Source organism: Stenotrophomonas sp. (genome assembly GCF_035634915.1).
GTDB lineage: Bacteria > Pseudomonadota > Gammaproteobacteria > Xanthomonadales > Xanthomonadaceae > Stenotrophomonas.
The window spans coordinates 26,497-51,725 of record NZ_DASQCB010000019.1; the positions used below are offsets into that span (position 1 = coordinate 26,497).

Annotated in this window: 28 protein-coding genes; 19 read left to right on the forward strand and 9 right to left on the reverse strand. The window is 67.0% G+C overall.

The annotated features are described in order from the left end of the window. Window positions 1-44 precede the first annotated feature (44 nt). Genes pgl through zwf form a run of 3 tightly spaced genes read right to left on the reverse strand, consistent with a single transcriptional unit; the run spans window position 45 to window position 3,204 of the window. Entirely contained in the window at window positions 45-767 is a 723-nt protein-coding gene (gene pgl, locus VER16_RS15540) for a 6-phosphogluconolactonase (RefSeq protein ID WP_324809610.1), read from the reverse strand. Further along, entirely contained in the window at window positions 764-1,771 is a 1,008-nt protein-coding gene (gene glk / locus VER16_RS15545; RefSeq protein WP_313148112.1) for a glucokinase, read from the reverse strand. The genes pgl and glk overlap by 4 nt, the downstream gene beginning before the upstream one ends. Beyond that, on the reverse strand, window positions 1,768-3,204 hold the full coding sequence (zwf, locus tag VER16_RS15550) for a glucose-6-phosphate dehydrogenase (RefSeq protein ID WP_324809611.1): 1,437 nt from the start codon (window positions 3,202-3,204) through the stop codon (window positions 1,768-1,770). Before zwf ends, glk begins: the two co-directional genes overlap by 4 nt. Window positions 3,205-3,557: 353 nt before the next feature. Here zwf and VER16_RS15555 point away from each other — a divergent pair, with 353 nt between their 5' ends. Further along, a complete protein-coding gene (locus tag VER16_RS15555) occupies window positions 3,558-4,640 on the forward strand; it encodes a sn-glycerol-3-phosphate ABC transporter ATP-binding protein UgpC (RefSeq protein WP_324809612.1) in 1,083 nt (360 codons plus the stop codon). A gap of 84 nt (window positions 4,641-4,724) precedes the next feature. Here the strand turns inward: VER16_RS15555 and VER16_RS15560 are convergent, their stop codons facing one another. Next, the gene (locus VER16_RS15560) at window positions 4,725-5,600 is read right to left on the reverse strand and encodes a folate-binding protein (RefSeq protein WP_324809613.1); all 876 of its coding nucleotides are present in this window, start codon (window positions 5,598-5,600) and stop codon (window positions 4,725-4,727) included. Window positions 5,601-5,639: 39 nt separating this feature from the next. On the opposite strand from VER16_RS15560, the gene VER16_RS15565 reads away from it, so the two are divergent. The 10 genes from VER16_RS15565 to VER16_RS15610 all read left to right on the forward strand — a co-directional run bounded on the left by VER16_RS15565 (window position 5,640) and on the right by VER16_RS15610 (window position 13,015). After that, a complete protein-coding gene (locus tag VER16_RS15565) occupies window positions 5,640-5,813 on the forward strand; it encodes a DUF1674 domain-containing protein (RefSeq protein WP_324809614.1) in 174 nt (57 codons plus the stop codon). Between the two features lie 57 nt (window positions 5,814-5,870). Then, window positions 5,871-6,263 (forward strand): succinate dehydrogenase, cytochrome b556 subunit, encoded by a 393-nt coding sequence (gene sdhC / locus VER16_RS15570; RefSeq protein WP_324809704.1) that lies wholly within the window; start codon window positions 5,871-5,873, stop codon window positions 6,261-6,263. After that, the gene (sdhD, locus tag VER16_RS15575) at window positions 6,260-6,646 is read left to right on the forward strand and encodes a succinate dehydrogenase, hydrophobic membrane anchor protein (RefSeq protein ID WP_324809615.1); all 387 of its coding nucleotides are present in this window, start codon (window positions 6,260-6,262) and stop codon (window positions 6,644-6,646) included. Before sdhC ends, sdhD begins: the two co-directional genes overlap by 4 nt. A 31-nt stretch (window positions 6,647-6,677) precedes the next feature. Continuing rightward, window positions 6,678-8,468 (forward strand): succinate dehydrogenase flavoprotein subunit, encoded by a 1,791-nt coding sequence (gene sdhA / locus VER16_RS15580; RefSeq protein ID WP_324809616.1) that lies wholly within the window; start codon window positions 6,678-6,680, stop codon window positions 8,466-8,468. A 69-nt stretch (window positions 8,469-8,537) separates the two neighbouring features. Next, window positions 8,538-9,323 carry a succinate dehydrogenase iron-sulfur subunit gene (locus VER16_RS15585; RefSeq protein WP_295519534.1) on the forward strand — a complete coding sequence of 262 codons (786 nt, stop codon included), beginning with the start codon at window positions 8,538-8,540 and terminating at the stop codon, window positions 9,321-9,323. A gap of 98 nt (window positions 9,324-9,421) precedes the next feature. After that, complete coding sequence (locus VER16_RS15590; RefSeq protein WP_324809617.1) at window positions 9,422-9,670, forward strand: succinate dehydrogenase assembly factor 2; 249 nt, start codon at window positions 9,422-9,424, stop codon at window positions 9,668-9,670. A gap of 184 nt (window positions 9,671-9,854) precedes the next feature. Next, window positions 9,855-10,070, forward strand: a complete 216-nt coding sequence (locus tag VER16_RS15595; RefSeq protein WP_324809618.1) for a hypothetical protein — start codon at window positions 9,855-9,857, stop codon at window positions 10,068-10,070. A 23-nt stretch (window positions 10,071-10,093) separates the two neighbouring features. Beyond that, on the forward strand, window positions 10,094-11,335 hold the full coding sequence (locus VER16_RS15600) for a lipoprotein-releasing ABC transporter permease subunit (protein ID WP_324809619.1): 1,242 nt from the start codon (window positions 10,094-10,096) through the stop codon (window positions 11,333-11,335). Beyond that, the gene (gene lolD / locus VER16_RS15605) at window positions 11,328-12,041 is read left to right on the forward strand and encodes a lipoprotein-releasing ABC transporter ATP-binding protein LolD (protein ID WP_108768527.1); all 714 of its coding nucleotides are present in this window, start codon (window positions 11,328-11,330) and stop codon (window positions 12,039-12,041) included. The genes VER16_RS15600 and lolD overlap by 8 nt, the downstream gene beginning before the upstream one ends. Window positions 12,042-12,577: 536 nt before the next feature. Then, complete coding sequence (locus tag VER16_RS15610; RefSeq protein WP_324809620.1) at window positions 12,578-13,015, forward strand: DUF6491 family protein; 438 nt, start codon at window positions 12,578-12,580, stop codon at window positions 13,013-13,015. Window positions 13,016-13,091: 76 nt separating this feature from the next. On the opposite strand, the gene VER16_RS15615 is transcribed toward VER16_RS15610, so the two are convergent. The 3 genes from VER16_RS15615 to ftsY form a co-directional block, all read right to left on the reverse strand. After that, the gene (locus tag VER16_RS15615; protein WP_324809621.1) at window positions 13,092-13,361 is read right to left on the reverse strand and encodes an oxidative damage protection protein; all 270 of its coding nucleotides are present in this window, start codon (window positions 13,359-13,361) and stop codon (window positions 13,092-13,094) included. Between the two features lie 5 nt (window positions 13,362-13,366). After that, a complete protein-coding gene (mutY, locus tag VER16_RS15620; RefSeq protein ID WP_324809622.1) occupies window positions 13,367-14,491 on the reverse strand; it encodes an A/G-specific adenine glycosylase in 1,125 nt (374 codons plus the stop codon). 83 nt (window positions 14,492-14,574) lie between these two features. Beyond that, window positions 14,575-15,879, reverse strand: a complete 1,305-nt coding sequence (ftsY, locus tag VER16_RS15625; protein WP_324809623.1) for a signal recognition particle-docking protein FtsY — start codon at window positions 15,877-15,879, stop codon at window positions 14,575-14,577. A gap of 130 nt (window positions 15,880-16,009) precedes the next feature. Between ftsY and VER16_RS15630 the strand changes: the two genes are divergently transcribed. Next, window positions 16,010-16,306 carry a hypothetical protein gene (locus VER16_RS15630; protein WP_324809624.1) on the forward strand — a complete coding sequence of 99 codons (297 nt, stop codon included), beginning with the start codon at window positions 16,010-16,012 and terminating at the stop codon, window positions 16,304-16,306. A gap of 255 nt (window positions 16,307-16,561) precedes the next feature. Here VER16_RS15630 and htpG read toward each other — a convergent pair whose 3' ends face one another. Continuing rightward, on the reverse strand, window positions 16,562-18,448 hold the full coding sequence (htpG, locus tag VER16_RS15635) for a molecular chaperone HtpG (RefSeq protein WP_324809625.1): 1,887 nt from the start codon (window positions 18,446-18,448) through the stop codon (window positions 16,562-16,564). A gap of 638 nt (window positions 18,449-19,086) precedes the next feature. Between htpG and rsmD the strand changes: the two genes are divergently transcribed. From rsmD to VER16_RS15665, 6 genes are all read left to right on the forward strand, one after another. Further along, window positions 19,087-19,665: a 16S rRNA (guanine(966)-N(2))-methyltransferase RsmD gene (gene rsmD / locus VER16_RS15640; RefSeq protein ID WP_324809626.1), complete on the forward strand. Its 579-nt coding sequence runs from the start codon at window positions 19,087-19,089 to the stop codon at window positions 19,663-19,665. A gap of 26 nt (window positions 19,666-19,691) precedes the next feature. Then, the gene (coaD, locus tag VER16_RS15645) at window positions 19,692-20,201 is read left to right on the forward strand and encodes a pantetheine-phosphate adenylyltransferase (RefSeq protein WP_005409091.1); all 510 of its coding nucleotides are present in this window, start codon (window positions 19,692-19,694) and stop codon (window positions 20,199-20,201) included. Window positions 20,202-20,279: 78 nt separating this feature from the next. Further along, a complete protein-coding gene (locus tag VER16_RS15650) occupies window positions 20,280-20,771 on the forward strand; it encodes a hypothetical protein (RefSeq protein ID WP_324809627.1) in 492 nt (163 codons plus the stop codon). 131 nt (window positions 20,772-20,902) lie between these two features. Beyond that, window positions 20,903-21,184, forward strand: coding sequence for a YfhL family 4Fe-4S dicluster ferredoxin (locus VER16_RS15655; protein WP_324809628.1), 282 nt, complete (start codon window positions 20,903-20,905; stop codon window positions 21,182-21,184). Continuing rightward, complete coding sequence (gene ggt, locus VER16_RS15660) at window positions 21,181-22,911, forward strand: gamma-glutamyltransferase (RefSeq protein ID WP_324809629.1); 1,731 nt, start codon at window positions 21,181-21,183, stop codon at window positions 22,909-22,911. The genes VER16_RS15655 and ggt overlap by 4 nt, the downstream gene beginning before the upstream one ends. Before the next feature lie 119 nt (window positions 22,912-23,030). Then, on the forward strand, window positions 23,031-23,918 hold the full coding sequence (locus VER16_RS15665) for an MBL fold metallo-hydrolase (RefSeq protein WP_324809630.1): 888 nt from the start codon (window positions 23,031-23,033) through the stop codon (window positions 23,916-23,918). Window positions 23,919-24,272: 354 nt separating this feature from the next. Here the strand turns inward: VER16_RS15665 and VER16_RS15670 are convergent, their stop codons facing one another. After that, window positions 24,273-24,563, reverse strand: coding sequence for a PsiF family protein (locus VER16_RS15670; RefSeq protein ID WP_108768537.1), 291 nt, complete (start codon window positions 24,561-24,563; stop codon window positions 24,273-24,275). 146 nt (window positions 24,564-24,709) lie between these two features. Here VER16_RS15670 and VER16_RS15675 point away from each other — a divergent pair, with 146 nt between their 5' ends. Further along, a complete protein-coding gene (locus tag VER16_RS15675; protein WP_343240127.1) occupies window positions 24,710-25,195 on the forward strand; it encodes an SRPBCC family protein in 486 nt (161 codons plus the stop codon). The last annotated feature ends 34 nt before the right edge of the window (window positions 25,196-25,229 follow it).

A 25,229-nucleotide genomic window follows, 5' to 3' on the forward strand; every position in this document is an offset into this window, starting at 1 on the left:
TCAAGGTGGCGAGAGGCAAGCGGCGGCGGGCGCCGCCGCCGACGTCAATCAGCCCAGTGCACGCGCAGGCGCGCGCCGTCCAGGTTGATTGCATTGAGGATCGGGTACAGCTGTGCGTCGTTGCTGTCCAGCGCCTGGCGCAGCACCTGCAGCTTCTGCTTGCCGCGCAGCAGCAGCAGGCGCTGGCGGCACTGGCCCAGCCCGCGCGGGGTCAGGGTGATGCGCAGCGGCCACTGGTTGGCGCCCGGGCAGCCGGTGGCATCCAGTGCGGCGTAGGGCAGGGTGCTTTCCAGGGCGCGGGCCAGATCCTTCGAGCCCGGGAACAGCGAGGCGGTGTGGCCATCGTTGCCCATACCCAGCGCCACGACGCTCGGCGCCTGGCTGTGCTGTGCCTGCAGGTTGGCGGTGTACACGCATTCGGGCAGCGGCTTGCCAACGCGCACCAGCGGATCGAAGTGCGCACCCTCGGCGCGCTTGAGCAGATGCTCGCGCACCAGCCAGGCATTGCTGTCGCGATCCTGCGGCGACAGCCAGCGCTCATCGGCCAGGCTCACTTCCACCCGGTCCCAGAGCACATCCAGCTCGGCCAGCGCCTGGTACACCGGCGCCGGCGTGGTGCCGCCGGACAGCAGGATGCGGGCGCGTCCCACTTCGTTGATGTCGTGGTTGATCGCCTGGGCCATTTCGGCGGCCACCGCTTCGATCCAGCCATCGGCATCGCCATGGCTGATGAAGTCGATGCGGTCGTCGTGGAAGGTCGGGCTCATGCAGCAACTCCTGTGGCGTCACGTTCGGCGTCGGCGGCATAGGCGGCGGCGCCCAGCAGCCCGGGGCAGGGGTGCATGATGGCCAGCGACGGCACCCGCGCCATGATCGAAGAGAACCGGCCCTTGTGCTCGAAGCGCTGGCGGAAGCCGGAGTGCTGCAGCGAGTCGAGCATCTTCGGCACCAGGCCGCCGGTCAGGAACACGCCGTCCCAGGCGCCCTGCACCAGCACCAGGTCACCGGCGATGGCACCGAACACGGCGCAGAACACGTCCACCGTGCGCATCGCCTGCGGGTCACCCAGGGCGGCGCGGGCGGTGACGTCGGCCGGCTGCAGCTGGCCCGGATCGAAACCGGCCATCTCGCACACGGCGCGATGGATGTTGACCAGGCCGGGGCCGCAGATCAGGCGTTCGTTGGAGACGCGGCCGAACTGCTCGGACAGGATCTCCAGAATGCGGATCTCCTCCGGCGTGCCTGGCGGGAAGCTGACGTGGCCGCCTTCGGTTTCCAGCGGATAGCTGCGGCCGTGGCGCACGATCAGGCCGCCGACACCGAGGCCGGTACCCGGACCGATCACGCCGTAGTTGCGCGACTCGCCCGGTGCGGCCGGGGTCCAGTGCGCGCCGCCGATCTGGATCACGTCGTGCGGCTGCAGCAGGGCCACCGCCATCGCCTGCGCGGCGAAGTCGTTGATCAGGTGCAGTTCGTCGAAGCCGAGCATGGCCGCAGTGCGGCTGCGCGAGATCACCCACGGGTGGTTGGTGATGCGTGCTTCGTCGCCGTCCACGCGGCCGGCCACCGCGAACACGCCGCGGCGCGCAGTGGCGCCGGCCTGTTCCAGGTAGTGGCGTGCGGCATCACCCAGCGAGGGGAACTCGGCTACCGCGTATTCGCGGATGCTGTCCTTCTGCAGGGGTGCGTCCAGCGAGGTATCGGCGAGGGCGAAGCGGGCGTTGGTGCCGCCGATGTCGGCGACCAGCACGGGCTGGCTGCCGACACTCATGCCGATGCTCCGCTGTCCGGGGCGTCCACACCCTGCGGCAGGAAGTCGGTGGCGTTGTCCGGGCCCCACTGGCCGGCCGGGTAGGGTTCCAGCGGCAGCTTGGCGGCCTTCCAGGCATCGGCCACGCTGTCGATCCAGGCCCAGGCCGCGCGCACTTCGTCATCGCGCACGAACAGGGTGTGGTTGCCGTTGAAGGCGTCCAGGAACAGGCGCTCGTAGGCGATGCGGCGGTGCAGGCCGGTCGGCACGGACAGTTCCAGTTCCAGCGGGTGCAGTTCAAGCGCGCCCCATTCCGGGCCGGCCAGGCTGCTCATCAGGCCCAGTTCGATGTTTTCCTGCGGCTGCAGCTGGAACACCAGGCGGTTCGGTGCGGCCTGCGCACGCTGCGGGCGCTCGAACAGCCAGTGGGTGACCGGCTTCAGGGTGACCACCACGCGGGTGGTGCGCTCGGGCAGGCGCTTGCCGGTGACCAGGTGGAACGGCACGCCGCTCCAGCGCCAGTTGTCGATGTGCGCGGTGACGCCGGCGAAGGTTTCCACATCGCTGCCTTCCGGCGGCTGGTAGGCCTGGGCCGGCTGGCCGTTGATGCTGCCGGCGGTGTAGCGGCCGCGGATGCTGTCACGCGCTGCATGCTTGGCGTCCAGCGGGCGCAGCGCACGCAGCACCTTGACCTTCTCGTCGCGGATGCGGTCGGCTTCCAGCGAGGCCGGCGGTTCCATCGCGACCATGCACAGCAGCTGCAGGATGTGGCTCTGCACCATGTCGCGCAGTGCACCTGAGCGGGCGTAGTAGGCGTCGCGGCCGTCCACGCCTTCGCTCTCGGCCACCAGGATGTGCACGGATTCGATGTAGTTGCGGTTCCACACCGCTTCCAGCAGCGTGTTGCCGAAGCGCAGGGCGATCAGGTTCTGCACCGCCGCCTTGCCCAGGTAGTGGTCCAGGCGGAACACGCGGTCTTCGTCGATCCACTGGCCGATGGTGGAAATGATCTCCTCGGCGCTCTCGCTGTCGCTGCCGATCGGCTTTTCCAGCATCAGGCGCGACGGGGCAGCCAGGGCGCCGCCCTTGGCCAGGCCTTCGCAGGTGGAGATGTACAGGCCCGGCGGGATGGCCAGGTAGCTGACGCAGCGACGGTCGACCAGGTCGGAGACGGCGGCGGCGACCGAGTCGACGTCGCGCAGGTCCACCGAGCGGTAATCGATGCGCCGCAGCAGGGAGGCGATGTCCTCCTGGCTGGCCATCGGCATGGCCTGCTGCAGGCGTGGCCGCAGGATGTCATGGAAGGCTTCGGTGTCATGGCCCGACAAGGCCAGCGCACGGATGCGGAAGTCCTCCGGCAGCAGGCCGTCGCCAAGCAGGCGCAGCAGCGAAGGGAACAGGTAGCGCTGGGCCAGATCACCTGTGGCACCAAACAGGAAGAGGGTGTCGTGCATCGCTCGAGTTTCAGATCCGGGTGACATCGTTGTCAATCGCTTCATGGCTGGGTTCAGGGGACATCCGCGCTACTGTCTGTCCGAGGCTCGATGGGGACGGATTTCCGGCAGTCCGGAAGACCGTTCCATTCGTAACCACTACGACGATGACCTTTCGTCTGGTCATCGAAGCAGATCGGCGCGCACCGACGTTCGGATAGTGCCACGTGAAAACGTTTACATGGCAGAATGGGCAACTGTATTCGATTGCAGTGGTCGCCGTCATGCGGCAACCGCGCAATCATCACTGCCATCGGGAGGGCCGAGGCAGTCCCCAATGACAGCCCGGCGTCGGGCGGACTGGATAGATTGATATGGCAAAAGTGCAGTTGCAGGGTGTGCGCAAGGTCTACGACAACGGCCAGGTCGCGGTGAAGGACGCTACCTTCGAGGTTGCCGATGGCGAACTCATGGTGCTGGTCGGTCCATCCGGCTGTGGCAAGTCGACCCTGCTGCGGATGGTTGCGGGGCTGGAAGAGATCAGCGGTGGCACGCTGACCATCGGCGACCGCGTGGTCAACGATGTGGCGCCGAAGGATCGCGACATCGCCATGGTGTTCCAGAGTTATGCGCTGTACCCGCATATGACCGTGGCCGAGAACCTGGCTTTCGGCCTGAAGCTGCGCGGCCACGACAAGGCGACCATCGACAAGCGCATCGCCGAGGCGGCGCAGACGCTGGGCCTGACCCAGATGATGGACAAGCTGCCCAAGGCGATGTCTGGCGGCCAGCGCCAGCGCGTGGCCTTGGGGCGTGCACTGGTGCGCGAGCCGGCGGTGTTCCTGCTGGACGAGCCGCTGTCCAACCTGGATGCCAAGCTGCGCCACAGCGTGCGTACCGAAATCGCGCAGCTGCACCGCAAGCTGGGCACCACCATGATCTACGTGACCCATGACCAGGTCGAAGCGATGACCCTGGGCCAGCGCATCGTGGTGCTGAAGGACGGCATCATCCAGCAGATCGACACGCCTATGGCGCTGTACGACCGCCCGGCCAACCTGTTCGTGGCCGGCTTCCTCGGCAGCCCGGCGATGAACGTGCTGCGTGGCACGCTGCAGGGCGATGCCGGCGGCGTGACCGTGGTCGATGGCGAGTGGCGCGCGCCGCTGGGCCAGGCCACCATCGACCCGGCATGGCTGCAGAAGTCGATTGCCGTGGGCGTGCGCCCGGAGCACCTGCAGCCAGCGGGTGCCGACGATACGCATGCGTTCACCGCACGCATCGAAGGCATCGAGCCGGTCGGCAACGAGATCTTCGTCAACCTGAGCAGCGGCACGCATGCGCTGACCATGCGCGTGGCGCCGCAGTCGCTGCCGGGCGTGGGCGAGGACCTCCGGGTGGCGATCCACCCGCAGGGCCTGCATTTCTTCGATGCGGAAACCGGCGAACGCCTGTGATTCCGTAGAGCCGAGCCCATGCTCGGCTGCTCTGGAGGCGTGCGGACCAACGGTCCGCACCTGCCGCGTGGATGAGGGGCTGCCTCAGCGCCCCAGGCCATCCAGCAGCGGCACCCGCTGCGCGGCCACGCCGCCCACCTGCAGTTCGGCGTCGCTGGTTTCCAGCGGCAACACCGCCAGCGCCAGGTCGCCGGCCACGCTGGCAATGCTGCCCAACGCCGCGCCGTCCTGCTGCACGCCATCACCGGCCTGTGCCGGGCCGGCGGTATGCAGCAGCTGCACCGCGCGCTTGGCCTTGCCGAGGAAGTGGGTGCGGGCCACGATTTCCTGGCCCGGGTAGCAGCCCTTCTTCACGCTGTAGCCGTTCAGCCGGTCCAGGCCCAGCTGCTGCGGCGTCCACACTTCGCGCTGGCTCTCTTCCAGTCGTGGCAGGCCGTAGCGCAGGTCAGCCTGCCGCCAGGCCAGGGCGAATGCGGCTTCGTCGGCCTCGCTGCCGGCTGCAAACCCTTCAGCTGGCCCTATGCGCAGCGTGCGCGGCAGGGCATCGCTGCCCAGGTCCAGTTCCCAGCCTGCGTCGCCACCGCCGGCGATTGCCGCGCCAGTGGCCGCTTCCGGCGCAGTGAACGCGCCTGCCACTGCCAGATCCGCATGCACCTGCAGCTTCACCTTGCGGCGGAACACGAAGCGCTGCAGTTGCGACGCAATCGCATCTGCATCGCCATCGGCCAGCACCAGCATCACGTGATCCTCGGCCAGCCGCAGCAGCTGGAACACCGCAAGGGTGCGGCCCTTGGCGCTCAGCCAGGCGCTCCACTGCCAGTGCTGCAGGGGCAGGGCGGTCACATCACTGCTGAACTGGGCGTGGGCGAAAACGGCCGCATCCACGCCCTGCAGGCTCAGCAGCTGGTGGCCGGGCAGGCGCGGATATGCGACGAAAGCAGGGGGCAGGTTGTCAGGCACGTGAACGAGGTCTAAAATTTGTGCGTTGCGAGACCGAACATGATAGGCCAAACAACCCCCACTCCCGACGACGAAACTGAAGCCCCGCTGGTCCCTGCGGCACCTGTGCCCGTGGAACAACCAGACGCGGAAGAGGAATTCGGCGGCCGCGGCGGACTTGATCCGGTGCGGTATGGCGATTGGGAGAAAAACGGACGCTGCATCGATTTCTGATCAGCATTGAGCCAACGCGGCATCGTGCCGCCCAGCCGAGACAACGAGCCCAGCGAAATGGCGACCAGACAACGCCCCCTCTCCCCGCACCTTCAGGTGTATCGCTGGCAGATTCAGATGGCCACCTCGATCCTGCATCGAGCCACTGGCGTCTTTCTGTCCGTGGGTGCCCTCATCATCGCTGCTGGCCTGCTGGCCCTGATGATGGGACCCGATTCCTGGAACTGCTTCACCGGTCATGCCGGGGCCTGGTATGGCCGCGTGTTCCTGTTTGCGTGGACATGGTCGTTCGCCTATCACCTGTGCAATGGCATCCGCCATATCGTGCAGGACTTCGCAGTTGGCTTCAGCATTCCGGCCTTCGTCCGCAGCAGCTGGATCTCGGTTTTCGGCAGCCTGGTGATCACCGCGCTGGTCTGGGCCTACGTGATGTTCGGAGGTGCCGCATGAGCAGGTTCCGTACCCCGCTGAAGAACGTGCGCGGCCTTGGCTCGGCCAAGACCGGCACCGAGCACTTCGTGCACCAGCGCCTGACCGCCGCCGCCCTGGTGGTGCTGGGCCTGTGGTTCCTGGTGTTCGTGGTGCGCATGGCTGGCGCCGATTACGCCACGGCCGTGGCCGCCATCGCCAAGCCGTGGAATGCCGTGCCGCTGATCGGCCTGCTGATCACCATGTTCTGGCACGCACAGCTCGGCATGCAGGTCGTGCTGGAAGATTACATCCACGAATCGCTGCTGGCCCTGGTGCTGCAGACCGCGGTGAAGTTCGTCGCCGTGCTCGGCATGATCGTCAGTGTGTTTGCGGTGGGCCGCATCGCCCTCGGCGTTGCCTGAGCCCAGGCACCAAGACAGGAATCCAGACTAGATGTCCGCTTACAAGATCACCGAACACAAGTACGACATGGTCGTGGTGGGCGCCGGCGGCGCCGGCCTGCGCGCCACGTTCGGCCTTGCCGCCAAGGGCCTGCAGACCGTGTGCCTGACCAAGGTCTTCCCGACCCGTTCGCACACCGTCGCTGCCCAGGGCGGCATTTCCGCCGCGCTCGCCAACATGGGCGAAGACGATTGGCGCTACCACTTCTACGACACCATCAAGGGCTCGGACTGGCTGGGCGACCAGGACGCCATCGAGTACATGTGCCGTGAGGCCATTCCGGCCATCATCGAACTCGAGCACTACGGCGTGCCGTTCAGCCGCACCGCCGAAGGCAAGATCTACCAGCGTCCGTTCGGCGGCATGACCACCAAGTACGGCGAAGGCCCGGCAGCGCAGCGCACCTGCGCAGCGGCCGACCGTACCGGCCACGCCATGCTGCACACCCTGTACCAGCAGTCGCTCAAGCACGACGCGCGCTTCATGATCGAGTACTTCGCACTCGACCTGATCTTCGATGACGAAGGCGTGTGCCGTGGCGTGCTGGCCTTGGACATGTCCGATGGCACGCTGCACCTGTTCCGCGCCCAGGGCGTGGTGCTGGCCACCGGCGGCTACGGCCGTGCGTACTTCAGCGCCACCTCGGCGCACACCTGCACCGGCGACGGTGGCGGCCTGGCCATGCGTGCCGGCATCGCCATGCAGGACATGGAGTTCGTGCAGTTCCATCCGACCGGCATCTACGGCGCCGGCTGCCTGATCACCGAGGGTGTCCGCGGTGAAGGCGGCATCCTGCGCAACGACAGCGGCGAGCGTTTCATGGAACGCTACGCACCGCATTACAAGGATCTGGCCTCGCGTGACGTGGTGGCCCGTTCGATGACCATCGAGATCCGCGAAGGCCGCGGCGTCGGCGAGCACAAGGACCACATCCTGCTCGACCTGACCCACCTGGGCCCGGGCGTGATCGACGAGAAGCTGCCGGGCATCGCCGAGAGCGCCCGCATCTTCGCCGGCGTCGACGTGCACAAGCAGCCGATCCCGGTCATCCCGACCGTGCACTACAACATGGGTGGCATCCCGACCAACTTCCACGGCGAAGTCGTGCGCAAGGTCGGCGACAACCCCGATGCCGTGGTGCCGGGCCTGTACGCCATCGGCGAAGCGGCCTGCGTATCCGTGCACGGTGCCAACCGCCTGGGCTCGAACTCGCTGCTCGACCTGGTGGTGTTCGGTCGTGCGGTGGCCAACCGCTGCGCTGAGACCATCAAGCCGGGCGCGCCGCACAAGCCGCTGCCGGCCGATGCCTGCGACAAGGCGCTGGGCCTGCTGGACAAGCTGCGCCACGCCAACGGCGACACGCCGACCTCGGTCATCCGTGACCGCATGCAGCGCACGATGCAGGCCGATGCCGCCGTCTTCCGTACCAGCCAGACGCTCAAGGAAGGCTGCGAGAAGATGGCCACCGTGTTCGATTCGTTCCAGGACGTGAAGGTCAGCGACCGTTCGCTGGTCTGGAACTCGGACCTGATCGAGACCTACGAGCTGAACAACCTGCTGCTGAACGCGGTGGCGACGATCAACTCGGCGGAGCAGCGCAAGGAAAGCCGTGGTGCGCACGCGCACGAGGACTACCCGGATCGCGACGACGTCAACTGGCACAAGCACACGCTGGTCACCGTCGACGAGAAGGGCAAGTGCAGCTTCGACTACCGTCCGGTGCACATGTACACGCTGACCGATGAGGTCGACGTGGTGCCGCCGAAGCCGCGCGTGTACTGATCGCGACCCCCGCCTACCATGCAATCCGCGCCTTGATGGCGCGGGCCGCCTGAGCCAACGAGAGCAGCCATGGCCGAGTTTTCACTCCCCAAGAATTCCAAGGTCACGAAGGGCCAGCACTTCCCCGCCAAGAGCGGTGGCAAGAACCTGCGCACCTTCAAGATCTACCGCTGGAGTCCGGACGACGACAGCAATCCGCGCACCGATACCTATGAGATTGATCTGGACGCCTGCGGCCCGATGGTCCTGGACGCGCTGATCAAGATCAAGAATGAGATCGATCCGACCCTGACCTTCCGTCGCTCCTGCCGCGAAGGTATCTGCGGTTCGTGCGCAATGAACATCGACGGCACCAACACCCTGGCCTGCACCCGCGCCATCGCGGACTGCGGCAAGAAGGAAGTGCCGATCTACCCGCTGCCGCACATGAGCGTGGTCAAGGATCTGGTTCCGGACCTGACCCACTTCTACGCGCAGTACGCCTCGATCAAGCCGTGGATCCGTACCCAGACCCCGGCACCGCCGGACCGTGAGCGCCTGCAGTCGCCGGACGACCGCAAGAAGCTCGACGGCCTGTACGAGTGCATCCTGTGCGCCTGCTGCTCGACCAGCTGCCCGAGCTACTGGTGGAACGGCGAGCGTTACCTGGGCCCGGCTATCCTGCTGCAGGCCTACCGCTGGATCATCGACTCGCGCGATGAGGACACCGGTGCGCGCCTGGACGATCTGGAAGATCCGTTCAAGCTGTACCGCTGCCACACCATCATGAACTGTGCCCGGACCTGTCCGAAGGGCCTGAACCCGGCGCTGGCGATCGCCGAGATCAAGAAGCTGATGATGGAACGCCGCGCCTGATACAGGCCTTGCGTTACCCGGTAGAGCCACGCCATGCGTGGATGCACCAACCAGCAGAGCCACGCCATGCGTGGCTTTGCTGTATCTGGAGAAACACGATGGACGAAGAAACCCTGCTGAAGAAGCTGCGCTGGCGCTGCCGCCGCGGCATGCGCGAGCTGGACCAGCTGTTCGGCCGCTATCTCGACCGCGAATGGAGTACTGCGCCGACCGAAGAGCGCGAGGTTTTCCTGTTCCTGCTCGACTGCGAGGACGATAAGTTGTGGCGCTGGTTCATGGGCTACGAGGCCTGCCCGCATGCCCACGCCGTGCCCCTCATGCAGAAGATCCTCGCCCTCAAGGCTTGAGTGGCGGCCCTCGCGGCTGCAGGCCGGCGCGCAGCCGCTGGTACTGCTGGCCGCGCCCTGGCTGCTGGGTGCCACGGCCCTGCCGGAAGACCGGTACTGGCCGGTGTTGCTGGCGGTCTGGGCACTCGGGGGGATCCAGCTTGTGGTGCGGCTGCGAAGGCCCCGGCGCTGGCTTGATCTGACCGTGCTGCCAGCGCCACTGCAGCTCGATGGCAGCGATATCGACGCCCCCCGCCTTGTGGTCCGTGGCCCCTGGCTGCTGCTGCACTGGCGCAGCGAAGGGCGGCGCGGGCGGCTGCTGTTCTGGCCGGACGTACTCGACCACCTGCAGCGACGTGAACTGCGACTGGCCGTGTCCGCACGCAGCGTTTCACGTCGACCCCGTACGATGGCACCATAGACTGAATCGACTGGCGTGCCTGCATGTTCAAACCCATCCCCGTGGCCATCGGCCTGCGCTACCTGCGCGCCAAGCGCCGCAACGGCTTCATCTCCTTCATTTCAATGGCATCGATCCTGGGCATCGCGCTCGGCGTGACGGTGCTGATCACCACCCTGGCGGTGATGAGCGGTTTCCAGAAGGAAATCCGCAGCCGCCTGCTGCAGATGACCGCCCATACCACCATCAGCCGCGACGGTGAGCCGATGCCGGACTGGATGCGCGTGGTTGACGTAGCCAACAAGGACCCGCGCGTGGCCGGTGCCGCGCCGTACATCGAGATCCAGTCGATGATCAGCGGCCCGCGCGTGCAGGGCGCGATCATCCAGGGCATCGACCCGGCGCTGGAGCCGAAGGTGTCGGTGATCGACCAGAAGATCACCAAGGGCAGCTATGACAGCCTGAAGCCGGGCAGCTTCAACCTGCTGCTGGGCAAGGAGCTGGCCATCTGGCTGGGTGTGGACGTGGGCGACCAGGTGCTGGTGACCTTCGCCGAAGTGCAGGGCACCCCGGCGGGCGCGGTGCCACGGATGAAACGCTTCACCGTCAGCGGCCTGTTCGAGGCCGGCTACAACGAGGTCGATCGTGGCGTCGGCTTCGCCAACATGAAAGATCTCGAGCGCGTGCTGCGCTCGGACGGTGCCACCGGCGTACGCCTGAAACTGCACGACATGGACCGCTCGCTGGAAGTGGGCGTGGACCTGGCGCAGAACCTGGGGGGCGCGTACCGGGTGAGCGACTGGACCCAGCAGAACGCCAACCTCTACCACTCGCTGCGGATGGAAAAGGTGGTGATGGGCATCCTGCTGTCGCTGATCATCGCGATGGGTGCCTTCAACCTGGTCTCCTCGCAGGTGATGCTGGTGACCGACAAGCAGGCCGACATCGCCATCCTGCGCACGCTGGGCCTGACCCCGGGCGGGGTGATGCAGGTGTTCATGGTGCAGGGCTCGCTGATCGGCATTTTCGGCACGCTGGCCGGCCTGATCGGCGGCATCACCCTGACCTTGAACCTGGAGCGCATCCTCAGCGCCATCGAGTCGCTGTTCAACGTCAAGCTGCTGCCGGAGGACGTCTACTACATCACCGGCCTGCCGACGGACATGCAGACCGGCGATATCGTAGCGATCACGCTGATCGCTCTGTTGATGAGTTTCCTGGCCACCCTGTACCCCGCCTGGCGGGCAGCACGCACCCAGCCGGCGGAGGCCCTGCGCTATGAATAAGGTCGTCAATCGCGGCGATGAAGTGATCCGTGCCGAGGGCCTGGGCAAGACCTACGCCGAAGGCCGCATGCAGACCCCGGTGTTCGATGGGCTGGACCTGAAGGTCAATGCCGGCGAAACGGTGGCGATCATCGGTGCCTCCGGCGCCGGCAAGAGCACCCTGCTGCACCTGCTGGGCGGCCTCGATGTGCCGACCGCAGGCGAGGTGTTCGTCACCGGACAGCGCATGTCGACCTTGTCGGACACCGCGCGTGGCCTGCTGCGCAACCAGGCGCTGGGCTTCGTCTACCAGTTCCACCACCTGCTGCCGGAATTCACCGCGCTGGAAAACGTGATGATGCCGGTGATGCTGGCCGGTACCGGCGTGCCCGAAGCCAGCCAACGCGCGACCGCGCTGCTGGAAGCGGTCGGCCTGGGCCATCGCCTGGACCACAAGCCGGGCGAGCTGTCCGGTGGCGAGCGCCAGCGTGCCGCCGTGGCCCGCGCGCTGGTCAACCATCCGGCGTGCGTGCTCGGCGATGAGCCGACCGGCAACCTGGATGACCGCACTGCGGCTACCGTGTTCGAGCTGATGCTGGAACTCAACCGTGCGCGCCACACCAGCCTGGTGCTGGTGACCCACGACCGCAGCCTGGCACGTCGCCTGGACCGCGTGCTGGAACTGCGCGAAGGGCGCCTGCACGCACTGGCCCACGCTGACGTCTGAGGCGCGGGTCTCGCTCTGGTGGATGCCGACCTTGGTCGGCTGCTTCTGCAGGGCGCGCGCCAACCAAGGTTGGCGACTACCAGGCGCCGGGGCTGGTTTCGCTCTGGTAGATGCCGACCTTGGTCGGCTGCTATTGCAGGGAGCGCGCCAACCAAGGTTGGCGACTTCCGGGCGCAGGGGCTGGTCTCGCTCTGGTAGATGCCGACCTTGGTCGGCTGCTTCTGCAGGGAGCGCGCCAACCAAGGTTGGCGGCTACCAGGCGCCGGGGCCGGTTTCGCTCTGGTAGATGCCGACCTTGGTCGGCTGCTTCTGCAGGGCGTGCGCCAACCAAGGTTGGCGGCTACCAGGTGCCGGGGCTGGTCTCGCTCCGGTAGATGCCAACCTTGGTCGGCTGCTTTTGCTTTGCTAGCGCCAACCGAGGTTGGCGACGACCGGTGCGCGGTGCGCCGACCGGCGGCTGAATGGGGCCGCTGGCCGTCGCGCCGGCCTTGCCCGGCCGGGCGCATGATGGCGACACCTTCCCGCTGGAGATCGCCATGAAGACCCCGTTGCTGATCGCCGGCCTGTGCCTGGCCCTGGCCGGCTGCGCCACCACCGGCCTGAGCAGTGCCGACCGGCTGGAGCTGTACCGCACGCACGCGGGTCCGCCGCAGAAGGACATGCAGTTCTTCGGCACCCTCAACGGCTGGACCGAGCTGGGTGACAGTGCGCTGGCGGTGTGGACCAAGCCCAGTGAAGCCTATCTGCTGGAGCTGACCGGACCGTGCCCGGACCTGTCCTACGCGCCCGCCATCGGTCTGACCAGCCATATGGGCCGGGTCACCACGCCGTTCGACAAGGTGCTGGTGCGTGATCCGACCGGTGGCCCGCGCCTGCCGTGTTTCATCAAGACCATCCGCAGGCTGGACGTGAAAGCGCTGCGTGCGCAGGAGAAGGAAATGCGTCAGGCGCAGGTGCAGGAGCGCGAAGAATAAAAAAAGGGGACGGAGGGGATTAAGTCGTTTGTGGAACAAACGACTTAATCCCCTCCGTCCCCTTTCTTGCTTGGCCTCAGGCTTCGGGGGTGAAGCCAGCCGGCTTTTCCGCATCCTTCTCGAACAGGAATTTCACCAGTTCCGCTTCCAGCATCGCGCGGTGTTCGGGCTTGCGCGGCGACAGGCGGTTCTCGTTGATCAGCATGGTCTGGTGCGCCAGCCAGGCCGCCCAGGCCTGCTTGCCGATGTGGTTGAACACGCGCTGGCCCAGCTCGCCGGGGTAGGGCACGAAATCCAGGCCCTCGGCATCGCGTTGTTCGTACTGGCAGAAGACGGTTCGGGGCATGGTGCTCACTCGTGGTTGCGGGTTTTCGTGGATCTGCGTTTCGGCGCCTTCACTGGCGTGCCGTCCAGCAGTTTGCGGATCGGCGCGGGCAGGCCCAGCGCCGGAAGTTCATCGGCGGCGACCCAGCGCAGCGCGGGTTCCTGCACGCGCAGGCCGCGCACCTGTCGCGACAATACCTGCAGATGCAGCCGATAGTGGCTGAAGGTGTGCTGCAGCACCGGCAGTTCCTCGGCCTCTTCCAGCGAACCGTCGACATGGGTGTCGAACCAGTCCTGCAGGTCGCTGCCGACGTCGGCCTGCGGCAGGGTCCACAGCTGCGCCCAGATGCCGGTGTCCGGTCGCTTCTGCAGCAGCACGCGCTGCTGGGCGTCGCGCAGCAGCAGCGCCACGGCCTCGCGCTCGGGCAGGGTCTTGCCGGGTTTTGGCGTGGGCAGTTCGGCGGTGCGGCCTTCGCGGCGTGCCACGCAGTCCTGCTGCAGCGGGCAGATCACGCAGGCCGGCTTGGCGCGGCTGCATACCGTCGCACCCAGGTCCATCTGCGCCTGTGTGTAATCGGCCATGCGCCCGGCTGGGACCTGCGCCACATGCGCCTCGGCCAGTGACCACAGTTGTTTCTCGATGGCCGGCAGGCCGGGGAAGCCCTCGATGCCGTGGTAGCGGCTGAGCACGCGCTTGACGTTGCCATCGAGGATCGCGAACGGGTCGTTCCAGGCCTGGCTGAGGATCGCGCCGGCGGTGCTGCGGCCGATGCCGGGCAGGGCGTGCAGGGCATCGAAATCACGCGGCAGGTCGCCGTCGTGCAGTTCCACGCAGCGCTTGGCCGCAGCATGCAGGTTGCGCGCACGGGCGTAGTAGCCGAGCCCGGCCCACTGCGCCATGACCGCGTCGTTGCTGGCGGCGGCCAGGTCGGGCAGGGTCGGGAAATGCTGCAGGAAACGCTGGAAATACGGGATGACCGTGGTCACCTGGGTCTGCTGCAGCATGATCTCCGACAGCCAGACCCGGTAGGGACTGCGCGGGTGCTGCCAGGGCAGGTCGTGGCGGCCGTGGTCGTCGAACCAGTGCAGCAGACGGGCGACGAAGCCGTCTGCGGGTTCAGTTGCGGCGCTGGCGTGCGGCTGGCGGGGCATCGGTGTTCCGGGGAAGGCAGCCACCCATGGGGTGGCTCTACTGGATTGCGGTAGAGCCACGCCAGGCGTGGCTGCACGGCGTATCAGCCGCCCAGCGCTTCAGGCAGCAGGGCGTCGACGAAGGCTTCCGGATCGAACACGCGCAGGTCTTCCGGGCGCTCGCCGATGCCGGCAAAGCGGATCGGAATGCCGAACTCGCGGGCCAGGGCGAACACCACGCCGCCCTTGGCGGTGCCGTCCAGCTTGGTCACCACCAGGCCGGTCACCTTCACCGCGGCATTGAACTGGCGCAGCTGCGAAAGCGCGTTCTGGCCGGTGGTGCCGTCAATCACCATCAGCACTTCGTGCGGTGCGGTTTCGTCGATCTTGCCAAGCACGCGGCGGATCTTGCCCAGCTCGTTCATCAGGCCGGATTGGGTATGCAGGCGACCGGCGGTATCGGCAATCAGCACCGAGGTGCCGCGTGCCTTGCCGGCCTGCAGCGCGTCGTAGGCCACCGAAGCGGCGTCGGCGTTCTGCCCCTGGGCGACGACGGCCACGCCGTTGCGCTCGCCCCAGGCCTGCAGCTGGGCCACGGCAGCGGCCCGGAAGGTATCGCCGGCCGCCAGCATCAGGCTGTGGCCTTCGTCCTTGAAGCGCTTGGCCAGCTTGCCGATGGTGGTGGTCTTGCCGACGCCGTTGACGCCGACGGTGAGCACCACGAAGGGCTTGGCGTTGCGGTCGATCACCAGCGGCTTGGCCACCGGCTGCAGGATCGCGATCAGCTCGCTGCGCAGCGCGGCGAGCAGCGCATTGGCATCGACGAACTCGCGCGACTTCATGCGCTTGCGCAGGCCTTCGACCAGATCGGTGGTCGCACCCACGCCGACGTCGGCGGTGATCAGCGCGGTTTCCAGTTCGTCCAACAGGTCGTCGTCGAGCTTGGGATTGCGCGAGAACAGGCCGCCGAAGCTGCGGGCGATGACGCTGTTGCGCAGCCGCTCGCGCCAGCCGGGCTTGCCGGCCGGGGCCGGGGCGGCATCGACCAGCACCGGCAGATCAGCGGCCGGCGCTGCCGGCGCTTCGGCCGGGGTGACCGGGGCCAGCGGTGCGAGCACGGCGGCTGCCGCAAGGGCTTCGGCTTCGAAGTCTTCTGGAGCGATGACGCGTTCCGGGGCCGGGGCCGGCGGCGCAGCGGCGACCGGCGGCTCGGGCGCCAGGGCAGGCGCAGGTGCAGGTGCGGCGGCCTCGACGCTGGCCGGCGTGGCGACTGGCGCGGCCGGGGCTTCTTCGGCCGGGGCGGCCGACGGGAACGCTGCCGCCAGCTCGTCAGCCGAGTAATGCTGGGTCTTGGGCGCGTCCGGCGTGGCGGCGTCCTGGGGCTTCTTGCGGCGGAAAAAACTGAGCATTGGCAAAAGGCGCTGAAATCAGAGGGATATGCTACCACTCGGGCCCGTTGACCCGATGTGGACTCAAGGTTGCGCGTGCCGGGCCGTTAACCGGTCCGAGGGGCTGCGCAGGGTGGCCCGGAGACCGCCGATGAACGTGATGGAGACTGCGCTGTCCGGCATGCGTGCGGCCCAGCAGGGCGTGCAGGTGGCCGCGCACAACGTGGCCAACCTTGCCAGCCCCGATGCCGAGCGACTGCAGGTGCAGCGCAGCGCGGGGGAACAGGGCGGGGTGGAGACCACGGTCACCACGACCGACCCCGATCCGTCGGCGCCGCTGGGCGACCTGCTGGCGGCCAGGGCCGAGGTGGTGGCGTTTGCCGCCAATGCCGCGGTGATCCGCCGCCAGGACCAGATGCTGGGCTCGCTGCTGGACCGGAATGCCTGAGGCGACCGCTCTGGTAGGTGTCAACCTTGGTTGACACGCTTCCCGGCTTGGTAGGTGTCAACCTTGGTTGACACGTCTTTCAAGCGCCAACCAAGGTTGGCATCTACCAGAGCAGGAATGCCAACCAAGGTTGGCATCTACCAGAGCGGGAATGCCAACCAAGGTTGGCATCTACCAGAGCAGGGGCGGGCATCCAACGTTGGCATCGAGCAGCGCGCGGTAGCGCCGGGCCATGCCCGGCGCCCACCCCATCAATCAGGCCGACAGCTCCAGCAGCAGCTTGTTCAGGCGCGCCACGTAGGCGCCCGGGTCCTTCAGGCTGTCACCGGCGGCCAGCGCGGCCTGGTCGAACAGCACCCGGCCCAGGTCGTCGAAGCGCGCGCCATCGGCTTCGGCATCGAGCTTGGCGATCAGCGGATGGCCCGGGTTGATCTCCAGCACCGGCTTGCTGTCGGGCACCTTCTGCCCGCTGGCTTCCAGGATCTGGCGCATCTGCAGGCCCAGATCCTGTTCGCCGATGGCCAGCACGGCCGGCGAATCGGTCAGGCGGTGCGACACGCGCACATCAGCAACGTCATCGCCCAGCACCGACTTCAGGCGCTCGACCAGGGCCTGCTTGTCCTTCGCCGCCGCTTCCTGTTCCTGCTTGTCGGCTTCGCTTTCCAGCGCGCCCAGGTCGAGGTCGCCGCGCGCGATGTCGACGAAGCCCTTGCCTTCGAAATCGGTCAGGTAGCCCATCAGCCACTCGTCGATGCGGTCGGTCAGCAGCAGCACTTCCACGCCCTTCTTGCGGAACACTTCCAGGTGCGGGCTGTTGCGCACCTGGCTGTAGCTTTCGCCGGTCAGGTAATAGATCTTGTCCTGGCCTTCGGCCATGCGGCCGATGTAATCGGCCAGCGACACGGTCTGCGCATCGGCTTCGCCGCGGGTAGAGGCGAAGCGCAGCAGGCCGGCCACCTTCTCGCGATTGTTGTAGTCCTCGGCCGGACCTTCCTTCAGCACCTGGCCGAATTCCTTCCAGAACGTGGCGTACTGCTCCGGCTTGTCGGCGGCCAGCTTTTCCAGCATGTCCAGCGAGCGCTTGGTCAGCGCGGCCTTCATCGAATCGATGACCGGGCCGGACTGCAGGATCTCGCGCGACACGTTCAGCGACAGATCGTTGGAATCGACCACGCCCTTGATGAAGCGCAGGTACAGGGGCAGGAACTGCTCGGCCTGGTCCATCACGAACACGCGCTGCACGTACAGCTTCAGGCCCTTGGGCGCGTCGCGGTGGTACAGGTCGAACGGCGCGCGGCCGGGTACGTACAGCAGCGAGGTGTACTCGAGCTTGCCTTCGACCTTGTTGTGGCTCCAGGCCAGCGGGTCGCTGTGGTCGTGTGCCACGTGCTTGTAGAACTCGGTGTACTCGGCGTCGCTGATCTCGGTACGCGGGCGGGTCCACAGCGCGCTGGCACGGTTGACGGTCTCCCACTCGCCGGCGGCGTCGTCGCCTTCCTTCGGCATCTGGATCGGCAGGCCGATGTGGTCGGAGTACTTCTTGAGGATGCTGCGCAGGCGCCAGCCGTCGGCGAAATCGTGCTCGCCGTCCTTCAGGTGCAGCACGATGCGGGTGCCGCGCTCGGCCTTGTCGATGGTGGCAACGTCGAAATCACCCTCGCCACGCGAGGTCCAGCGCACGCCTTCGCCTGCAGCCAGGCCGGCGCGGCGCGAGGTCACTTCCACTTCGTCGGCGACGATGAAGGCGCTGTAGAAGCCGACGCCGAACTGGCCGATCAGCTGCGAATCCTTCTTCTGGTCGCCGGACAGCTGGCGCAGGAAGTCGCCGGTGCCGGACTTGGCGATCGTGCCGAGGTGGGCGATGGCTTCGGCGCGGCTCATGCCGATGCCGTTGTCTTCAATGGTGATGGTGTGGGCGGCGGCGTCGAAGCTGACGCGCACGCGCAGTTCGCTGTCGCCTTCCAGCAGGGCAGGCTGGGTCAGGGCTTCGAAGCGCAGCTTGTCGGCGGCGTCGGCGGCGTTGGAGACCAGCTCGCGGAGGAAGATTTCCTTGTTGGAGTACAGCGAGTGGATCATCAGCTGCAGCAGCTGCTTGACCTCGGTCTGGAAGCCAAGGGTTTCGGTCTGGGGGGTCTCGGTCATCGATAGGGCTCCGTGTGCAATGCCGCGCCAGCGCGTGCGGCCTGGCCAAGGGGTATGGTTGATTGTCCCGAAATCAAGGGGTTGGTCGGGCAGGGCTGCGCCCTGCACCTGCAGAGGCCAGGGCAACGGCCACAGCCACAGCCACAGCCACAGCCGGCTCTGGGTTGTCTGCGGGGTTGGCGGGGCGGTGTGGGTTGGCAGGACACGCCGTAAACCCGTCCATGGGGGCTCGATGGCGCCATCCATGGCGCCAACGGTCCTGCCAACCCACACCGCCCCACCTCTGACAGGTTCCCGGTGACGGTGACAACGGCGGGTTCCTGATCTCATCAAATCCTTCGATATCTGACAGATGTTCATCCACGCATGGCGTGGATCTACTGCAGATCGCGGGAAACTGTCGAAGGCGGGGTGGGTCCGGTTGAGGGGGCGTGAGCCGCATGGATGCGGCGACCGAGCTTACATGGACGTACTTGCAGCGTCCCCCTCAACCGGATCCACCCCGCCATCCCACTGGAAGTCAGCTTTTGAAGTTGCTTCGGCTGTTGCTCCGGCCTCTGCGGGTGCCGGGCGCCGCCCGGCCGAACTACAATTCCGCTCATGGTGAATTTCTCGAACAACCCCCACCGGGGGCGCCGGTGAACGGCCGTGGTGGCAATGACGGCCAGGTCCGCATCATCGGCGGGCGCTGGCGCAACACCCGCCTGCCGGTGCCGACTCTGCCGGGCCTGCGGCCCAGCAGTGACCGCGTGCGCGAAACCCTGTTCAACTGGCTGATGCCCAAGCTGGGCGGGGCCCGCGTGCTGGACCTGTTCGCCGGCAGCGGTGCGCTGGGCCTGGAGGCCGTCTCGCGCGGTGCCGCCCACGCCACCCTGGTCGAGCGCGATGCCCAGCTCGGCCGCAACCTGACCGCCGCCGTCGCCAAGCTGCAGGCCGCCGAGCAGGTCACCGTGGTCCAGGCCGATGCCCTGCGCTGGCTGCAGGGCGCCCCGGCCCAGCAGGCCACCCTGGTGTTCATCGACCCGCCGTTCGCCGACGGCCTGTGGCAGGACGTGCTCGCCCAGCTGCCGCGCCACCTCGCCGCCGATGCCTGGCTGTACCTGGAATCGCCGGCCGGCCACGTGCCCGTGCTGCCGCCGGAATGGCTGCTGCACCGCGAGGGTGGCACCCGCGAGGTGCGCTTTGCCCTGTACCGCCGCGCCACTGCTACACTTTGACCTCATCTGAACATCTGTTACCGCCCATGACCGTGGCCAACCGCCGCATCGCCGTCTACCCCGGCACGTTCGACCCCATCACCAATGGTCACATCGACCTGGTGAGCCGGGCCGCGCCGTTGTTCGAAAAGGTCGTGGTGGGCGTGGCGCAGAGCCCGTCCAAGGGCCCGGCGCTGCCGCTGGAGCAGCGCGTGCAGCTGGCCCGGGGCGCCCTGGGCCACCACGGCAATGTCGAGGTCATCGGCTTCGATACCCTGCTGGCCCATTTCGTACGTTCGGTCCAGGGCGGGGTGCTGCTGCGCGGCCTGCGCGCGGTGTCCGACTTCGAATACGAATTCCAGATGGCGAGCATGAACCGCCACCTGATCCCGGAGGTCGAGACCCTGTTCCTGACCCCGGCCGAGCAGCACAGCTTCATTTCGTCCTCGCTGGTCCGCGAGATCGCCCGCCTGGGAGGCGACGTGTCCGGTTTCGTGCCGGCCGCCGTGCTCGAGGCGCTGCGCAAGGTCCGCGAAGCGAAGGCGGCGCAGTCGTAAATCCTGCCGCCCTGGCAGGGCCCGTAGTACCAAGCACCCCCATTACGTAAACCACACGCACCACTCGGGAGGAAACCCATGAACACCACCATGCGCGCGATGCTGATCGCTTCGTTTGCCCTGGCCTTCACCGCCTGCAAGAAGGAAGAGGCCGCTCCGGTCGAAGACGCCAAGCAGGCCCTGGTCGCTCCGGCCAAGGAAGACGATGCAGGCTGGAAGAAGTACCTGCAGGAAGTGGCGATCCAGAACATGGGCAACATCACCAACAGCCCGTTCCTGTATTACCTCTCGCCGGAATCGGACCCGGACTTCCAGGCCAAGTACGAGCGCCAGACCGAAAGCGCAACCCAGGCCGTGGCCCGTGGCGTGCAGCCGGGCAACATGCTGGCCTTCGGTTCGTCGGCCTCGGGCAAGATGGCTGACATGATCCAGGCGGTGTTCAAGGACGTCTCGGCCGATTCGATGAAGGGCGTGCGCGTCGTCTTCATCGGCCAGTCCGCTGACAACGCCCGCGTGCAGGCTGTCGTGCAGCCGACCGGCGCCGAGTACATTTTCGTCGAAGCCAAGTAAGACCGTGCCATGGCGGCCATGCTCCGGCATGGCCCGGGCGGCGCGCCGCAAGGGCGCCGCTGATGACCTGACCGGCCCGCGCGCCCGCGCGGGCCGGTCCTTGTCCCAAGGCGCGGGCGAGGAGTATCGCCATGTCGCTGAAAATCAACGAGCTCTGCGTCAACTGTGACGTCTGCGAGCCGGCCTGCCCGAACCAGGCCATTTCGATGGGTGAAACCATCTACGTGATCGACCCTGCGCGCTGCACCGAATGCGTGGGTCACTTCGACGAGCCACAGTGCGTGGTCGTCTGCCCGGTCGAATGCATCGACCCGGACCCGGAGATCGTGGAAACGGAAGTCCAGCTGCTGGCCAAGTTGCGCCAACTGCAGCACGATCACCCCGAACTCTACGCGGAGCCCCCATCCGAATGAAGACGCTGATCGTCCGCCCCCTGCTGCTGCTCAGCCTGGTGCTGAGCCCGCTGGCCTGGGCCGAAACCACTGCCCGTGCCGAGCGCCCTGATGGCGCGGCCATCGCCAGTGGTCATGCGCTGGCCACCCAGGCCGGCATCGACATCCTGGCGCAGGGCGGCAACGCTTTCGACGCCGCGGTGGCGGTGTCCTCCACCCTGGCCGTGGTCGAGCCGATCAGCTCGGGCCTGGGCGGCGGCGGCTTCTTCCTGCTGCACGATGCAGCCACCGGCAAGGACATCATGCTGGATGCGCGCGAGACCGCCCCGGCGGCCGCGACCCCGCAGGCGTTCCTGGACAAGCAGGGCAACCTGGACCGCGACCGCTCGGTCAACGGCCCGTGGTCGGCCGGTATTCCAGGCCTGCCTGCCGCGCTGGTCGAACTGTCGGCCAAGCACGGCAAGCTGCCGCTGTCGGCCTCGCTGCAGCCGGCCATCCGCATCGCCCGTGAAGGCTTCCCGGTCTATGACCGCATGGCCAAGGGCTATGCGTCGCGCCGCGAGGTGATGGAGCGCTTCCCCGGCACGCGCGAGGTGTACCTGCGCAACGGCAAGCCGATCGCCACCGGCGATCTGTTCAAGCAGCCTGAGCTGGCACAGACCCTGGAGCGCCTGGCGGCCGGCGGTCGCGATGGCTTCTACAAGGGCCAGACCGGCAAGCTGCTGCTGGAAGGCGTGAAGCAGGCCGGCGGCAAGTGGACGGCCGACGAGCTGGCCGGCTACCAGGTCAAGCTGCGCGAGCCGATCGTGTTCGACTACAACGGCTGGAAGATCACCACCGCGCCGCCGCCGTCGTCCGGTGGCATCGCCCTGGCCAGCATGCTGCAGATCCTGGAAGGCTGGGACATCAAGCAGATGGATGCGGCACACCGTACCCACCTGGTGGTGGAAGCGATGCGCCGCGCCTACCGTGACCGCACCTTCTTCCTCGGCGATCCGGATTTCGTGCAGATTCCGCAGAAGGTGCTGACCAGCAAGGATTATGCGCAGGGCCTGCGGGCCACGATCCACCCGGACAAGGCCACCCCCAGCGACCTGCTGTCGGGCAACCCGACCCCGCTGGAAGATGACGAGACCACCCATTTCTCGATCATCGACCGCGATGGCAACCGCGTCGGCGCCACCCAGACCGTCAACCTGCTGTATGGCTCGGGGCTGATTCCCAAGGGCACCGGCGTGCTGCTGAACAACGAGATGGACGACTTCGCGCTGAAGCCGGGTACCCCCAATGCCTTCGGCGTGATGGGTTACGCGGCCAATGCACCGAAGCCGGGCAAGCGCATGCTCAGCTCGATGACGCCCACCTTCATGGAGAATGCCGACAAGGTCGTGGTGCTGGGCACCCCGGGCGGCAGCCGCATCATCACCATGGTGCTGCTGGGCATCCTCGGCTATGACGCCGGCCTGGACGCGCAGCAGGTGGCCGCGTTGCCGCGCTACCACCACCAGTGGCTGCCGGACCTGATCGAGGCCGAGAGCGATGCCTTCGACGCGGACACGGTGAAGCAGCTGCAGGCGATGGGCCACAAGATCGACCTGCCGGGCGACGTCGCCGCAGGTGGCCGCGGCTCCAGCCACGTGTGGGGCAACCTGCAGACCGTGGAGTGGGACCGCAAGGCCAACAAGCTGTACGGTGGCAGCGATCCGCGCAACCCGGTGGGCGCTGCCCAGGTCGTGCCGGCGCATTGATGTGGCGGTAGCGCCGGGCCATGCCCGGCGAATGCAGATTCCGCGAACCCCGCCACCCGGCGGGGTTCTGCATTTTGCGGCTAGCGATTATTTAACGGGACCCCCTCGATAATTGCCGAATGAAACTATGGTCGATTCGTGGGAACTCGCAGCGCCTGGATGGCGGTGCGATGTTCGGCAACGCGCCGCGTGCGGTGTGGGAAAAGTGGGCGGCTCCGGACGAGCGCAATCGCATCGAGCTGGCCTGCCGTGCGTTGCTGGCCAGCCCGCTGGATGGCAAGACCGTGCTGTTCGAGACCGGCATCGGTGCGTTCTTCGACCCACGCATGCGTGATCGCTACGGCGTGCAGGAAAGCCAGCACGTGCTGATCGATTCGCTGCGCGAGGCGGGTTTCGAACACGAGGACATCGACGTGGTGGTGCTCAGCCACCTGCATTTCGACCACGCCGGCGGCCTGCTGGCAGCATGGAGCGAAGGTCGCTCGCCCGAACTGCTGTTCCCCAACGCGACGTTCGTGGTCGGTGCACAGCACTGGCAGCGGGCACTGGAACCGCATCCACGCGACCGCGCCAGCTTCATTCCTGAACTGCCGGGCCTGCTGCAGGCCAGTGGGCGCCTGGAAGTAGTGGAGGGTGAGTACTCCAAGGTGCTGGGCAACAGCGTGCGCTTCAGCTACAGCGATGGGCATACGCCGGGGCTGATGCTGGCCGAGATCGTCGGCCACGCGCATGCGGGCCAGGATGCGCACGGTGGCGTGGTGTTCTGCGCCGACCTGATCCCGGGGCGGTCGTGGGTGCACGTGCCGATCACCATGGGGTACGACCGCAATGCGGAGTTGCTGATCGACGAGAAGCGCCGCTTCCTGGAAGACAAGCTGGCGCGCAACGTCCATCTGTTCTTCACCCATGACCCGCAGGTGGCGTTGGCGCAGCTGGGGCGGGATGAGAAAGGGCGTTTCGTGACCCTGCACGAGCAGGGCGAACTGAAGGCGCGCGCGCTGGGGTGAGGGGTGTTCGTTCGGCAGGGCTTGCAGCCCTGCACCTGCAGAAGCCGAAGCCGCAGCAAGATCAAGAGCGGCATTCCGTGGGACGGCGGGGCGGTGTGGGTGGTCAGGACACGCCGTAAACCCCCCTTCGGGGTCCGGCCCAGCCGCTGGCGGCTGTGCGTTCGGGCGCTTGCGAGGCGTGCCTCGCAAGCAAAGCGCCCTCACCCATGGGGGCTCGATGGCGCCATCCATGGCGCCAACGGTCCTGCCCACCCACACCGCCCCGCCTCTGGCAGATGGCTGCGATCTGTCGGGGTCGGATCCCGTTGCTGCGCAACGGGCTCTGACCCCATCTGATTGAACTTGATGGCGGTGCTACGAGGCCTTGAGGCAGCTGCTCATGAAGGTCTTGCGGGCGTCGCCGGCGAGCTTTTTGGTCGCGGCATCGGCGTTGCACTGCTTCATGCGCTCCTGCGGGGTGGCGGCCTTGGTGTCGGTGGCGTGGCCGCTCAGGCAGGCGCTCTGCGCGGTCTTGTAGGCGTCGCCCTTCAGTCCTTTGTTTTTGGCCGAGCAGTCGGCCATGCGCTGCTGTTGCGGGGTGGCGGCGGTGGCGGCCAGGGGCAGGCCGATGAGCAGGGCGGCGGCCAGCAGGAACGAGGCTTTCATGGCATCTCCAGGGCGAGCGGTGCGGGTGCGCGGAGCATTCGCCTGTTGGATGAAAAACGACGTGAAGATTCGCGATCATCCCGGTAACGCTTGCCTCTGGAGGGCCATCGGCGTATCGGTGGGCATCCTTTCCGACGCACTGGGGCATGTCCATGACATCCGCTGCCGAGTCTCATCCGGAGACCGATCTGGTCATCAGCCGCATATTGGCCGCGCCGCGGGCAGCGTTGTGGCGGGCCTGGACCGAGCCTGAGCTGTTGCGGCAGTGGTGGTGCCCGCGGCCGTGGACCACCGAGGTGCGCGCATTCGAGCTGCGCCCAGGCGGGGCGTTCCACACCTTCATGCAGGGCCCGGAAGGCGGTACCAGCGATAACCCGGGGTGCTTCGTCGAGATCGTGCCGCAGCAGCGCCTGGTGTTCACCTCGATGCTGGGCGGCGGCTGGCGGCCGCAGACCCCGTGGCTGGGCTTCACTGCGGCCATCACCTTCGCCGACGAAGGGCAGGGCTGCCGCTACACCGCGCAGGTCATGCACCCGGACAAGACAGTCCGTGACCAACACGAGCAGATGGGGTTTCTTGATGGTTGGAACACGGCCATCGACCAGCTTCAGGCGCTGGCGGCCAGGCTGTAAAGACTCGGGTCGGAGCCCTTTCTGTGAAAGGGAT

Coding starts and splice junctions, on each gene's coding strand:
- ftsY (WP_324809623.1), bottom strand. CDS start 15,879: ATGCTCAGTTTTTTCCGCCGCAAGAAGCCCCAGGACGCCGCCACGCCG.
- mutY (WP_324809622.1), bottom strand. CDS start 14,491: ATGCCCCGCCAGCCGCACGCCAGCGCCGCAACTGAACCCGCAGACGGC.
- ggt (WP_324809629.1), top strand. CDS start 21,181: ATGAAGACGCTGATCGTCCGCCCCCTGCTGCTGCTCAGCCTGGTGCTG.
- coaD (WP_005409091.1), top strand. CDS start 19,692: ATGACCGTGGCCAACCGCCGCATCGCCGTCTACCCCGGCACGTTCGAC.
- htpG (WP_324809625.1), bottom strand. CDS start 18,448: ATGACCGAGACCCCCCAGACCGAAACCCTTGGCTTCCAGACCGAGGTC.
- sdhC (WP_324809704.1), top strand. CDS start 5,871: ATGGCGACCAGACAACGCCCCCTCTCCCCGCACCTTCAGGTGTATCGC.
- glk (WP_313148112.1), bottom strand. CDS start 1,771: ATGAGTGTCGGCAGCCAGCCCGTGCTGGTCGCCGACATCGGCGGCACC.
- VER16_RS15565 (WP_324809614.1), top strand. CDS start 5,640: ATGATAGGCCAAACAACCCCCACTCCCGACGACGAAACTGAAGCCCCG.
- VER16_RS15610 (WP_324809620.1), top strand. CDS start 12,578: ATGAAGACCCCGTTGCTGATCGCCGGCCTGTGCCTGGCCCTGGCCGGC.
- VER16_RS15615 (WP_324809621.1), bottom strand. CDS start 13,361: ATGCCCCGAACCGTCTTCTGCCAGTACGAACAACGCGATGCCGAGGGC.
- VER16_RS15555 (WP_324809612.1), top strand. CDS start 3,558: ATGGCAAAAGTGCAGTTGCAGGGTGTGCGCAAGGTCTACGACAACGGC.
- VER16_RS15655 (WP_324809628.1), top strand. CDS start 20,903: ATGTCGCTGAAAATCAACGAGCTCTGCGTCAACTGTGACGTCTGCGAG.
- VER16_RS15650 (WP_324809627.1), top strand. CDS start 20,280: ATGAACACCACCATGCGCGCGATGCTGATCGCTTCGTTTGCCCTGGCC.
- zwf (WP_324809611.1), bottom strand. CDS start 3,204: ATGCACGACACCCTCTTCCTGTTTGGTGCCACAGGTGATCTGGCCCAG.
- sdhD (WP_324809615.1), top strand. CDS start 6,260: ATGAGCAGGTTCCGTACCCCGCTGAAGAACGTGCGCGGCCTTGGCTCG.
- VER16_RS15670 (WP_108768537.1), bottom strand. CDS start 24,563: ATGAAAGCCTCGTTCCTGCTGGCCGCCGCCCTGCTCATCGGCCTGCCC.
- lolD (WP_108768527.1), top strand. CDS start 11,328: ATGAATAAGGTCGTCAATCGCGGCGATGAAGTGATCCGTGCCGAGGGC.
- VER16_RS15600 (WP_324809619.1), top strand. CDS start 10,094: ATGTTCAAACCCATCCCCGTGGCCATCGGCCTGCGCTACCTGCGCGCC.
- VER16_RS15675 (WP_343240127.1), top strand. CDS start 24,710: ATGTCCATGACATCCGCTGCCGAGTCTCATCCGGAGACCGATCTGGTC.
- VER16_RS15585 (WP_295519534.1), top strand. CDS start 8,538: ATGGCCGAGTTTTCACTCCCCAAGAATTCCAAGGTCACGAAGGGCCAG.
- VER16_RS15665 (WP_324809630.1), top strand. CDS start 23,031: ATGAAACTATGGTCGATTCGTGGGAACTCGCAGCGCCTGGATGGCGGT.
- pgl (WP_324809610.1), bottom strand. CDS start 767: ATGAGCCCGACCTTCCACGACGACCGCATCGACTTCATCAGCCATGGC.
- VER16_RS15630 (WP_324809624.1), top strand. CDS start 16,010: ATGAACGTGATGGAGACTGCGCTGTCCGGCATGCGTGCGGCCCAGCAG.
- VER16_RS15590 (WP_324809617.1), top strand. CDS start 9,422: ATGGACGAAGAAACCCTGCTGAAGAAGCTGCGCTGGCGCTGCCGCCGC.
- sdhA (WP_324809616.1), top strand. CDS start 6,678: ATGTCCGCTTACAAGATCACCGAACACAAGTACGACATGGTCGTGGTG.